This is a genomic window from Thioalkalivibrio sp. ALE30, assembly GCF_000377465.1.
GTDB lineage: Bacteria > Pseudomonadota > Gammaproteobacteria > Ectothiorhodospirales > Ectothiorhodospiraceae > Thioalkalivibrio.
This window is the reverse complement of the sequence record NZ_KB898173.1, coordinates 208,775-220,822: the sequence shown is the minus strand read 5'-3', so window position 1 is coordinate 220,822 and position 12,048 is coordinate 208,775. Positions and strand designations below refer to the sequence as shown.

Sequence of the window (12,048 nt, the reverse complement as noted above, 5' to 3'; positions counted from 1 at the left end):
TGTTCGCGTCTCAGGCGCCGGCCGCGCGCATCGAGCGCAGGCCGGAGCGGGCTCGGCGGGCAAGGTCCAGGATCGGGCCCAGACGCGAATACTGGATCCTGCGCCGCGACTCGCGCGAGAAGCGACAGGGCTGGCAGTGGCCACAGGGGCGACCCAGGATCGGCGAGTGGCAGAACCAGGATTGTTCGAGCAGGGGCAGGAAGCCCTTGGCCTCGGCGTCGAACTTCATCGCCTCCTTGGTGACCGACAGCAGGGGAAAGCGGTAGTACTGGAACAGCTCCCAGGCGAAGTCGTCCTCGCGGAAGCGGAAGTCCCCGTATTGCGGGTTGCGGAACAAACGTTCCTGCAACTCGGTTCCGGCCTCGTGTCCGGTCAGCGACAGCTCCAGGTCTCGCAGGTCTTCCTGGGCGCACAGCCGCGCCAGCCAGTCGTACTGCGTACCGACATGCACCTCGCTGGCCAGGCGGTGATAGAGCCCGGTGATCTCCGGGTCCTCGAGGATGTCACTGCGCAGGTAGACCCGCACCGGCGCGACGCGTCCGCGGGTCTCGGTGCGGGCTTCGATGCCCGCGCGAATCTTCGCCATTGCCCGCAGCTCGTAGACATAGGACTTCCGGCGCGGATCCAGCACATAGACGGGTTGTACCCTCCGGCCCTGATACAGGGCCAGATCCAGCAGGCGGTAGCTGGAGTCCCAGCCGCCGGTCCACAGCAGTTTGGTCGGGTTCATGTCGCTCTCCTGATGGCGGTGGCGGATCAGCGCGGATAGCCGCGCGGGACCGAGGGCAACAGCGGCCCGAAGCAGGACTCGTTGCGCGACCAGGCCACCTGTTCCGCGTTCCATTCGAGGATCACGGGTTCACCACTGGCCTGGATGCAGACATCCCAGCCAATGAAGCGCAGATAGGGGATGCGGCGATGGGCGTTCAGGCACAGCTCGCGCACGGCGGCAAAGTCCGGGATTCGCAGGCCCTTCACATCCACCCCGCTGTCGGGGTGGACCGAGCCGATGCTGACGCAGACCGGATCCCGCAGGTGGCCGTCCAGCCAGCCATCGCCGTCGACGCCGACGAAATAGCCTCCGGTGGAGACGTTGTCGGTGCGCTGTCCCTCGCGCCCGAGGCGGAGGAACTGGTTGAGGATGCGCAGTTCGCCGGACTCCGGATCGAGAAAGGTCAGCACCCGCAGGGTGTTGACCGAACTGGCATTGATGCGCGCGATGTCCGGGTGCTGCTCGATCAGGGGCTGCACGATGCAGTTGCCGGGGATCTGCGCGAGTTCCTCGCCGACTCGGTTGGCGGGCGCAAAGGTCACGCCAAGGCCCTGGCGTCCCTCGTCCGGCTTGAGCACGTAGGTCCTGCCGGCTTCGAGTCGGTCCAGGGCCGCTGCCAGTGATTCCGGTGTACCCCGGGCATCCAGGTACTGCCCCCCCACGCGTACGAAGACCGGCGGCACGACGCTGTCCGGAAACAGGCGCGAGTCCATCGTCTTGAGCCCGCTCAGGCGACGGATGTCCTGGCGGTTCCAGAGCGGATTGAGGTGCTCGGTGTAGTAGTCGTCGCCGATCCAGCCCTCGACGAACTCGCGGCGGACTTCGGTATAGGCCGCCAGCCATGGCCACCAGGACTCGTGGCCGTAGGTCCGGGCGGCGTAGCGCTTGATCCGTTGCAGGACCGTTCGGGTTACCACGGACTCGCCGTGTGCCCGGATCAGTTTCTCGCGCCACTGGGTCGCGATCTTGCGTGACTTCTGCAGGTGGCGCAGGTGGACCGCCCGCGCGATGGTCTGCGCGATGCGCCCGCTGTTCTTGATCTGCAGGGGCTGGGACTGGATGTGTGTCACAGGCTGTTCCTCGATTCGCCGCGATGCCATGGGTCTAGCCATGCGTGCCGGAGGCGGCGGGAGTGGGAATGGATCGGGCCGGCGCCGTGCCGGTTTCGGACTCGGACTCGGAGTCCGAGTCGGTGACGAGGTCGTCGAAGCGGCCCACGGCAGTAAACGACCCGCGCTCCAGAAGGGCGACCTGATCGCAGGCGCGAACCGTGCTGAGGCGATGCGCAATCAGGATGATGGTCTTGCTCCGGGCCAGGGACTCGATCGCCTCCATCACGGCGCGCTCGGTGGCGTTGTCGAGGGCGCTGGTCGCCTCGTCGAAGACCAGGACGTCGGGATCGTGATAGAGCGCCCGGGCGATGCCGATGCGCTGGCGCTGGCCGCCGGACAGGCGCACGCCGCGCTCGCCGACCATGGTCGCGTATTGCTCCGGCATGTCGTGGACGATGAACTCGTGGACCTGCGCCATGCGCGCGCAGCGCTCGACCTGGTCATGGTCGATCCGTGCGGCGGGGATCCCCAGCGCGATGTTTTCGGCGACGGTCGAGTCGGTGAGGAAGATGTCCTGGGGCACGTAGCCCAGGGACTGCTGCCAGGCACGGAGGTTGGCATCCGTGACTGGCTGGTCATCCACCAGGATGTCGCCTTGTGTCGGCCGCAGCAGTCCCAGCAGCACGTCGACCAGCGTGGTCTTGCCGGATCCGGTGGTGCCGATGATCCCGACCGAACTGCCGACCGGGATCTCCAGGTCGATGGCCTGCAGCGCCGGGCGGTGGCCACCGGGGTAGGTGTAGTCGATGCCCTTGAGCTGAATCGACTCGCGCGGGGACAGGGGTTGCGGGGCTTGGCGATGCAGTTCCGCCAGCGCCTCGCGCTCGCGCAGGTCGTCGGTGACGCTCTCCACGGCGGCGGCGCCGAAGCGCAGCTTGGCGAGGCCCGCGTAGATGTGCTGCGCGGCGGGCAGCAGGCGGTAGCCGGCAAAGGCATACAGGCCGAGGATCGGCAGGATCTCGCCGAGCGAGTCGGTTCCGGTCCCGCCCTGGGTGTGCAGCAGGATCAGGGTCAGCGCGATGATGCCACCGAAGCCGATCGCCTCGATGAGGAATTTCGGGACCTGGGCGATGGTCTGGTTGGTGGCCTGATGCCGGGCCTGGCGCCTGGAGGGCGCGTCGAAGCGTGCCAGGTAGGCGTGTTCGCGACCCAGCAGCTTGATGTCCTTGATGCCGCCCAGGGCCTCGCCGGCGGCGGTGAAGCGTTCCTTGTTGGCGCGCGAACGGTCGCGCCCGATGCGCCCCAGCAGTCCCCGCACCAAGAGAAAGATCGTGCCGTAAACGCCACCGATCACCACGGCGACGCCCAGCGCCAGCCAGGGGTCCACGATGACCAGCAGGGTCACGATAGCGAAGGTCACGACCAGGTAGGCGATCATCGTGATCCCGGGGCGGAAGACGTTCAGCACCAGCTGGTCGACCTCCGACAGGATGCTCTTGGCCATGTCGCCGCTGTGGCGGTTGAGGAAGAACGCATACGGCTGACGCAAGTAGGTCTCCAGCAGGCGCTTCCCCAGGCTGTGGCGGCGCATCTCGATGAAGCGGTTCATCGCGAAGTGCGTCAGGGTGCGAAAGATCGCCGAGAACAGGATCAGCCCGAACGCGGCAGCCCCCAGGGCAAAGATGAAGGCATCCACCGAGGTGAAACCCAGGCGGGTGTAGAGCAGGTTGAGCACCGGGTTGGTGTCGACCAGCTCCGGGTTGCCGAGCACGGACAGAAACGGCATCACGGAGGCGACGCCGGCGGTTTCCAGCATCGCCATGACCATCATCATGCCGAGCACCAGTGCCCCGCGGCGTTTCTCCGCCGGCGTGAGCAGTTGCAGGGTCTTGCGGTAGACGCCCATCAGGCGGCCGCCCGGTAATACCCCAGATACCAGTCCACGAACCGGGCGATACCGTCTTCCACGCGGGTGGCCGGGGCATAGCCCACATCCACGCGCAGGGCCTCGACATCGGCATAGGTGTCCGGCACGTCCCCCGGCTGCAGCGGCAGGAGGTTCTTTTCGGCCTTCCGGCCCAGACAGTCCTCCAGCACCTCGATGTAGCGCATCAGCTCCACCGGCTCGTGGTTGCCGATGTTGTAGAGCCGATAGGGCGCGGCACTGGTGGCGGAATCCGGCTCGGCCCCGCTCCATTCGGGGTTGCGCGGCGCCACGTGATCCAGGGTGCGGATCACGCCCTCGACGATGTCGTCGATATAGGTGAAGTCGCGCCGGTGGTGCCCGTAGTTGAAGACGTCGATCGGCTCGCCCGCCAGGATCTTCTTCGTGAACAGGAACAGCGCCATGTCCGGGCGGCCCCAGGGGCCGTAGACGGTGAAGAAGCGCAGGCCCGTGACCGGCAGGTCGTAGAGGTGGCTGTAGGTGTGCGCCATCAGCTCGTTGGCCTTCTTGCTCGCGGCGTAGAGGGTCAGCGGGTGGTCGACGTTGTCGTGCACCGAGAACGGCATGGTGGTGTTGGCGCCGTAGACCGAGCTGGAGCTGGCGTAGACCAGGTGCTCCACGCCGTTGTGGCGGCAGCCCTCCAGGATGTTGCCGAAGCCGACCAGGTTGGTATCGACATAGGCCGCCGGGTTCTCCAGCGAGTAGCGCACCCCGGCCTGGGCCGCCAGGTTTACCACCCGCTGCGGACGGTGCTCGCGGAATACCAGCTCCATCGCGGCACGGTCGGCGATGTCCTGCTGCTCGAACACGAAGTGCTGGCGGGCGGCCGGCAGGGCGCGGATGCGGTCCAGACGCGCCCGCTTCAGGCCCGGGTCGTAGTAGTCATTCAGGTTGTCGACACCGATCACGGTGTCGCCGCGTTCCAGCAGGCGCAGGGCCAGGTGGGAGCCGATAAAGCCGGCTGCTCCGGTGATCAGGACTTTCATGTCGCCTCTACCTCGATGAATGGCGGCCGTTCGCGGCCCTCCGGCAGCGCTGCGAATGCGGCGTGACGGAGGTCCGGGACAGTCGCGCATGGACGGAACGCGATGGATTCAAGCACCGCCGTTCGCGGGCCCGCAACGCCGTTTCCGGGAAACGTGAGGTCGATCCGTCGAAGCTGTGAACGGGCCCGTAAGTTTCGGATCCGGGCGTTGTCGAGGCAGGGGGAGACGCCGATATTCTGCGCCAGTTCGGCGACGATCCGGGTCATTCGTGACACGGTTGGCACCATCCGCTAGAGGGTGCGCACGCGCTCGCCATGACGAATCAAGCCGCGCGACTGGTTGCACCACGGGTGCTGCGGCAACGCGATAAAGAGGACGATCCATGAACGAGAAACCCGCCGTACGCTGGGCCCTGGCGCTGGTCATGGGGATGACCCTGGGCGGCTGTGCCTGGGCCCCGGGTGGGCATATCTCCGAGCGCAGTTCCAGCGCCCCGATCGAGGACCTGGTGGATATTGAACCGATCACGTTCGGGCTGATTCGGGCACAGGAGGGACGCTCGGTGCCCCCGGATCTGCGCCGCGTGAGCGACGAGCTGGCACAAGATGTCGACGCGTACGACTACCGCGTGGGTCGGGGCGATGTGCTGGCGATCATCGTCTACGAGCACCCGGAGCTGACCATCCCGGCCGGGAGCGAGCGCTCCGCCGTGGAATCGGGCAACACCGTGCATTCGGACGGCACGATCTTCTATCCGTACATCGGCCGGGTGCATGTCGAGGGGCGCACGGTCGCGGAGGTCCGCGACCTCATTGCGCGTGATTTGGCGGCATTCGTGAACGAGCCCCAGGTCGAGGTTCGCGTGGCCGCATTCAACTCGCAGAACGTGCGGGTGACCGGCGAGGTGCGCGAGCCCGGTGTACAGCCCGTCACCAATGTCCCGCAGACCGTCCTCGATGCGATTCAGCATGCCGGTGGGCTGGCGGACTCGGCTAACTGGCACGAGGTCATCCTGACCCGCGACGGGGAGGAGATCGTCATCTCGCTGTACGACATGCTGCGCCATGGGGACATGTCGCAGAACCGGCTGCTGCGTGACGGCGATGTCCTGCACATTCCGGATACCGCGGGCCAGCAGGTCTACGTGATGGGGGAGGTGGGCGATCCCCAGCGTCTGCCGCTGGGGCGGGGCCAGGTCACCCTGATGGATGCCCTCAGCCAGGCCGGAGGATTTAACGAAACCCGCGCGGACGCCAGCGGGATCTTCGTGATCCGCCGGTCCCCCCCGGACAGCGACAAGCTCGCCACCGTGTATCAGCTGGATGCACGCAATGCCTCGGCCCTGATGCTGGGTGCCGAGTTCGAGCTCGAGCCGCTGGACATCGTCTACGTCACGACCACGCCGCTCGGGCGCTGGAACCGCGTGATCAGCCAGCTCCTGCCCACCGTGAGCGCGGTCTATCAGGCGTCCCGTACCACGCGTGATGTTCGCAACCTCGGGGATGACCTCTAGCCATGTTCAATCGGATTCTGGTGGTTTGTACCGGCAATATCTGCCGCAGCCCGGTCGGCGAGGCCCTGCTGCGCGACCGGTTGCCCGCACGCGAGGTGGAATCGGCCGGCCTCGGGGCGGTGGTCGGGGAGGGCGTCCACCCCGAGGCCCGGCGTCTGGCCGAGGCCGATGGGCTGGATGTCGCCTCGCATGTGGCGCGACAGGTGGAGCCTGACTTCCTGCATCACGCCGACCTGGTACTGGTCATGAGCGAGAGGCAGCGTCAGGCGGTCGGGTCGCGCCACCCGGAGGTGCTGGGCAAGACCATGCGCTTCGGGCACTGGCTGGATGGGGGCGGGGGGCGCGATATCCCCGATCCCTACGGCAAGAGCCCCGAGGTCTTCGAGCAGACCCATGCCCTGCTCGTGGAAGCGGCCGAGGCCTGGGCACGCCGCCTCAATCGATGACTCTAGATACAGGTACATACCGATGACCCGGAATCATTCCCCCGGCACGCCGGAAGGCGAGCTGGACATTGGCCGGCTGCTGGGCCAGCTGCTCGACCACAAGTGGTGGATCCTGGCGATCACCGCGATGTTCGCCGTCGCCGGCGCGGTGCACGCGATTTTGTCGACCCCGATCTACCGCGCCGATGCCCTGGTGCAGGTGGAGGACATGGGGCGTTTCAGCAGCCCCCTGGCGAACGTGCGCGAAATGCTGGGCCAGGAGCCCCGGGTCGAGGCCGAGCTGCAGATCCTGCGTTCGCGCATGGTGCTCGGGCGCGCGGTCGACCAGGAATCGCTGGATCTGGAGGTGACGCCGCAGCGCATGCCGGTGGTGGGTGACTATCTGGTGCGCCGCGGCATGGAGCGCCCCGCCTTCGCCGGCTCGAGCGTATGGGCCGGAGAATCGATTAATGTCGGCGAGTTCCGGGTGTCCCAGGCCTACGAGGGACAAACCTTCACGCTGGAGGTGCTGGACGGCGACCACTACCGGCTCCTGGGCGGTGATCGCGACCTGGGCGAGGGCCGCGTTGGCGAGGATGCGGAGTTTCTCGACGGGGCCGTGCGCCTGCGGGTGGCGGAACTGGACGCGGCCCCGGGGGCTCGCTTCGACATCCGGCGCCGTTCCCACCTGGCCGCGATCAACGCCCTGCGGGCCCAGTTCGATGTCGGACAGCAGGGCCGCGAGAGCGGCGTGTTCAGTCTGGCCCTGACCGACCCGGATCCGGATCGGGCGCGCCGCATCCTGAACACCATCAACCAGATCTATCTGACACAGAACATTCAGCGCAAGGCCGCCGAGGCCGAGAAGAGCCTCGAGTTCCTGGAGGAGAAGGTCCCGGATGTCCGCGGGCAACTGCAGGAGGCCGAGGATGCCCTGAACGACTACCGGATGGAACGGGACAGCGTGGACCTGTCCCAGGAGACCCGCACCGTGCTCGACCGGATCGTTAACCTCGAGCGCCAGCTGAACGAACTGGAATTCGAGGAGGCCGAGATCTCCCGGCGCTACACGCCCAGCCATCCGACCTATGCGGCCCTGATCGAGAAACGCCAGAAACTGCAAAGCGAGCGCGACCGGCTGAACCAGGAGGTCGGGGCGCTCCCGGAGACCCAGCAACAGATCCTGCGGCTGAACCGCGATGTCGAGGTCAACCAGGACATCTATGTCCAGCTGCTCAATCGTATGCAGGAAATGGATATCGCCCGGGCCAGCACGGTTGGCAACGTGCGCATCCTCGATGACGCCCAGGCCGGGTTGTCGCCCGTGGAGCCCCAGCGGCGGATGATCGTGATGCTGTCCACGGTCTTCGGGGGTGGTCTGGCCATTGCGCTGGTCCTGGTGCGCGGGATGCTGAACCGCGGCGTCGAGTCGCAGGAAGAGATCGAGGGCATCGACCTGCCGGTGTATGCCAGCGTGCCGCGATCCCGGCAGCAGGAAAACCTGTTGCGTCGGGTCAAGCGGCGCCGCCAGCCGCGCGGCTATGAGGTGCCGGGGGGCGTGCTCGCCTCGATTGACCCCGCCGACGATGCGGTCGAGGCCCTGCGCGGCCTGCGCAGCAGCCTGCACTTCGCGATGCTCGAGGCGGCCAACAACCGACTGGTGATTACGGGGCCGAGCCCGGACGTGGGCAAGAGCTTCGTGTCCGTAAACCTCGCGGCGGTCTGTGCCCAGGCGGGCCAGCGGGTCCTGCTGGTGGATGCGGATCTGCGCAAGGGTCACGTGCACCACGCCTTCGGGCAGCGCAGCGACGGTGGGCTGTCGGAATACCTGGGCGAGCGCGAGTCGCTGGACGGCATCGTGCGTCGTACGGAGGTCGAGGGGCTGCATTACATCGCGCGCGGCAGCGCGCCCCCCAACCCGTCCGAGCTGTTAATGGGAGACCGTTTCAGCCGCCTGCTCGATCAGGTCAGCCGCGCCTATGACCTGGTGCTGATCGACACGCCGCCGATCCTGGCGGTGACCGACGCCGCCGTGGTGGCCCGCCAGTGCTCGACCACGCTGATGGTCGTGCGCTTCCAGCTGAACCCGCTGCGCGAGATCGACTCGGCCCGGCGCCGCCTGGAAGCGGCCGGTGTGGATGTGCGTGGGTGCATCCTGAACTCGATCGAGTACAAGGCCTCGACCAGTTACGGGTATGGCTATTACCACTACTCCTACAAGTAGCAGTCGGTAACCGTGCGCCCGGGCCCGAAAGGGCCTCAACCGGAGCCCCGGCATCTGCCGGGGCTTTTTGCTGGAGGGGGGAAGGAACGCGGCGCGGTGGGGCGCGCACGTTCACCGGGTGCGCTATTCGAGCCGGTGCCGGGGAGCCCACGACGGCCTATGTGTCGGCTGCCGCCGGGGGCCGTCGGCGTGCCGCGGTCCAGGGAAAAGGGCGATTCGCAGCCCGGGGACCCGAAGGGACGAACCCGGATCTAACGCCAGGTGGCGTCGGGGTCGTCCCAGTAGCGGCCGAGTTGGCGTTCCTCGGTGATGTCGAACAGCTGATGGCGCCGGTTGAGGCGCGCGCCGCCGTCGCGGGTCAGCGGCTGCCAGGCGATGTTGGCCCGGTTGCGGCTGGAGGTGGAGAAGAACGAGTCGTACGGCACGGACAGGTACAGGCCCTTGTCGAAGCTTCCTTCCCCGAAGTCGTCGCCCGCGTCGGTGAATGTGGACCAGGCGCCGACCACTACGCCATTGTCGAACTCGCGCGAGAAGTCGAGGGTGGTCCCGATGTCGCCCGCGAGGTAGCGGCCCACGCTGACCCGCGCATGGATGTCCTGCACACCGGTGTCGAGGTAGGAAGTGACATGCCCGGTGACCTGTTCGTAGTCGCGCAGGCCGAACTGCTGGTCGAACGCGCGCTGGCGGACCCAGTTGGCATCCAGTCCGACGGCCCAGCGGCTGTTGAACGGTCGGTACAGGACCTCGCCACCGATGCCGGCGTACATGGTCTCCAGCAAGCCACCGTAACCCATGGCGTACCAGTCCTGGCCAAGGCGCTGGGTGTGGGTGGCCTGCAGATTGGAAATCCCCACATCCGTCTCGGCCAGGTAGTCGCCGATGTGTGTACGCACGCGGGGCAGTTCCGAATCGGCGATGTAGTCGTAGTTCTCCAGGTTGTCCAGCAACGTGGTGGACAGCATGGACGAGATCCAGGTGCCCTGGCTCAGGAAATAGCTGGCGTCGAGATAGGCCGAGAGGCGATAGAGATAGCCATCCGGTCCGCCGAAGTTCTGTTCCAGCGAGGGCCCCATGCCCCACTCGAAGCGGCGCGGTTCGGCCTCGTAAAGGACGTCGCCGCGTTCGTGGTCCGAGGGTTTGGCATCGCGTACCCGCACGCCGTGGCGGTAGTCGATCTCGTGATCGGCCGAGGCCAGGGCGCGGCCAAAGGCCTCGCGATCGTGCAGGCTCTCGCGCAGATCGAGCCCGAGGGTCTGCCAGCGGTACTGGAAGGTATGAATGCCGGCGTCGGCCTGGGCCTCCAGCAGGCGATTGGCTCGGCCTTCGGACTGCTTCAGGTCGCGGAAACGGCTGGGCTGGCCGGTCACTCGGAGGGTGTCGCCGACCTGGCGAATCTCGGTCACGTGAATCCCGGCGTTGGCATTGAGGTCAGCCGCGACCGCATCCCAGTCGCGTCGCTCCAGATGGGCGGGTTCGACCGGGGCCGGGTCATCGGCCTTGGGCTGTGACAGCCGGGCCAGGTTGGTGGTGAAGTGCAGGCCGACCATGGCGGTATTGCCGCGTTCCCAGCCGGCGTGCAGCTCCACGTTGCGGGTCAGACGCAGGCGGGCGCCGAAGTTGAAACGCGAGTCCTGCTCCTGGGCATTGCTCTGGGGTTCGTGCTGATAGGTGTTGCCCTCGTACTCGACCTGCAGCAACAACCGGTCCCAGGGGGTCTGGTACTCCACCCCGCCGAAAACGGCGGCGGGCCCGCGGAACATCTGGTGTGTGGCGACCTGCCCGCCCTGTCCGCCGCCGGCGGACCGTGGGCGGGTGTCGAAGCTGTCGTGGATCCAGCCCAGCGGCGATTCGATGTCGCCATGGTTGCCCAGATAGCCCCAGCCAAGGCCCAGGGAGAAATCGAGATTATTCCAGCGCTTGTTCGCGACCAGGTACTCCCCGCCGAAAAGGGTGGTGCCGCCAAGGTCCTGGAAGCCGACGGCGATCTCCGGGATGTAGCGCGTCTCCTGCTTCAGGCGCAGCTTCAGGTCCGCCCCCTTGTCGATGTTGTAGCGGTCGTCGTCACCGGCCGCCAGATAGGGCCGGTTTTCCACCTGGACATAGCGGAACCCCAGTTCCATCCAGTCCATCGGCTGGACAAAGACGCTCCAGCGGCGATAGGGGAACGTCCGGTTCCAGCCCGCGGCGAAATGGCCGGCGTCGCCGGTGCGGGCCGTGGGCGTCTGCAGCAGGCCGATGCCGCCGGTATCGCGCTGGCCCTGTCCGAGTCCGAAGTCGTCGGCCTGGGCCGCGGGTATGCCCAGACCGATGAGTACGGCAACCACCAGGCTGCGGCGGCGCTGGGGGAGTGCGGGTGGATTCATGGCAGGGTCCGTAGGGTGCAGTCGTCACCCGGCAGGCGGGTGGCAAGAAAGCGGGGCAGGCGCTGGTTGAGGAGGTCGCCTTCCAGGGTCCCGCCCAGGTCGCGGATGTTGAGGTGTGCCATCACCCGGGTTCCCGGGGCGATCACGCTGTCTTCCCGGTTCCAGGGGGCGATCCCGAACACATGGACCTCCCCGAGCGGGGTCACCACGGCGGCGGTATCGGAGCCGCGAACGGCAGTGCGCGACGGTTGCCCCAGCAGGTCTTGCAGGGTCATGCCCGGCCGCCATTCGTAGCGCTGGACCCCCTCCATGGACCACAGCTCCACCCAGTCGGGTGGCTTGCAATAGCCGATGTGTGCCAGGTCGGCCGTGGCCGGCGCGTGGCGCAGGTTCGCCAGGAGCCAGGGCAGGTCGAGACGTTCCGCGCTGCGCGCCCTGGGTGCGGGCTCCATTGATTCGACAGTTCGGCTCCAGTCGCTGAGAGCGCGCGCCGTCTGCGGGCGTCCGGCGATATCCATGGTCTGTCCGATCAGTTCGATCTCGGCCAGCAGTCGCTTGCGCTCGTGGTCCACGGAACGTTTGTCGCGGCTGCGCAGGCCGAAGCTGTAGGCCCAGTCGATCGGTTCGGACCGCTCGCCCTGCCAGGCGACCCAGTGGTCGGGAAGGGTCGTCCCGGCCGGTGCCGTGTCGGCCTGGCTAGCCGCCGGGATCAGCGCCAGCCCGCAAAGGACCGGCCAGAAAAGACGCAATGGCTTCTGCATGAGGTCT

At 67.1% G+C, this 12,048-nt stretch carries 10 protein-coding genes; 3 read left to right on the top strand and 7 right to left on the bottom strand.

What is annotated here, in order from left to right:
- Positions 1-10 precede the first annotated feature (10 nt).
- Genes D107_RS0110185 through D107_RS14065 form a run of 5 tightly spaced genes read right to left on the bottom strand, consistent with a single transcriptional unit; the run spans position 11 to position 5,021 of the window.
- On the bottom strand, positions 11-730 hold the full coding sequence (locus D107_RS0110185; RefSeq protein WP_018867262.1) for a hypothetical protein: 720 nt from the start codon (positions 728-730) through the stop codon (positions 11-13).
- A 26-nt stretch (positions 731-756) separates the two neighbouring features.
- Positions 757-1,842: a sugar-transfer associated ATP-grasp domain-containing protein gene (locus D107_RS0110180; protein ID WP_018867263.1), complete on the bottom strand. Its 1,086-nt coding sequence runs from the start codon at positions 1,840-1,842 to the stop codon at positions 757-759.
- 34 nt (positions 1,843-1,876) lie between these two features.
- Positions 1,877-3,730 carry an ABC transporter ATP-binding protein gene (locus D107_RS0110175; protein ID WP_018881380.1) on the bottom strand — a complete coding sequence of 618 codons (1,854 nt, stop codon included), beginning with the start codon at positions 3,728-3,730 and terminating at the stop codon, positions 1,877-1,879.
- Entirely contained in the window at positions 3,730-4,755 is a 1,026-nt protein-coding gene (locus D107_RS0110170) for an NAD-dependent epimerase (protein ID WP_018881379.1), read from the bottom strand. The genes D107_RS0110175 and D107_RS0110170 overlap by 1 nt, the downstream gene beginning before the upstream one ends.
- Complete coding sequence (locus tag D107_RS14065; protein ID WP_155985249.1) at positions 4,752-5,021, bottom strand: hypothetical protein; 270 nt, start codon at positions 5,019-5,021, stop codon at positions 4,752-4,754. The genes D107_RS0110170 and D107_RS14065 overlap by 4 nt, the downstream gene beginning before the upstream one ends.
- Before the next feature lie 116 nt (positions 5,022-5,137).
- Between D107_RS14065 and D107_RS0110165 the strand changes: the two genes are divergently transcribed.
- From D107_RS0110165 to D107_RS0110155, 3 genes are read left to right on the top strand one after another with little or no spacing between them, the layout of a single operon-like run.
- Positions 5,138-6,268, top strand: a complete 1,131-nt coding sequence (locus tag D107_RS0110165; RefSeq protein ID WP_018867565.1) for a polysaccharide export protein — start codon at positions 5,138-5,140, stop codon at positions 6,266-6,268.
- 2 nt (positions 6,269-6,270) lie between these two features.
- Entirely contained in the window at positions 6,271-6,714 is a 444-nt protein-coding gene (locus D107_RS0110160; RefSeq protein ID WP_018867564.1) for a low molecular weight protein-tyrosine-phosphatase, read from the top strand.
- 22 nt (positions 6,715-6,736) lie between these two features.
- Positions 6,737-8,917 carry a polysaccharide biosynthesis tyrosine autokinase gene (locus D107_RS0110155; protein WP_018881378.1) on the top strand — a complete coding sequence of 727 codons (2,181 nt, stop codon included), beginning with the start codon at positions 6,737-6,739 and terminating at the stop codon, positions 8,915-8,917.
- 251 nt (positions 8,918-9,168) lie between these two features.
- Here D107_RS0110155 and D107_RS0110150 read toward each other — a convergent pair whose 3' ends face one another.
- The gene (locus tag D107_RS0110150) at positions 9,169-11,280 is read right to left on the bottom strand and encodes a YjbH domain-containing protein (protein ID WP_018881377.1); all 2,112 of its coding nucleotides are present in this window, start codon (positions 11,278-11,280) and stop codon (positions 9,169-9,171) included.
- Positions 11,277-12,041 carry a capsule biosynthesis GfcC family protein gene (locus D107_RS0110145; RefSeq protein WP_018881376.1) on the bottom strand — a complete coding sequence of 255 codons (765 nt, stop codon included), beginning with the start codon at positions 12,039-12,041 and terminating at the stop codon, positions 11,277-11,279. The genes D107_RS0110150 and D107_RS0110145 overlap by 4 nt, the downstream gene beginning before the upstream one ends.
- Between the last annotated feature and the right edge of the window lie 7 nt (positions 12,042-12,048).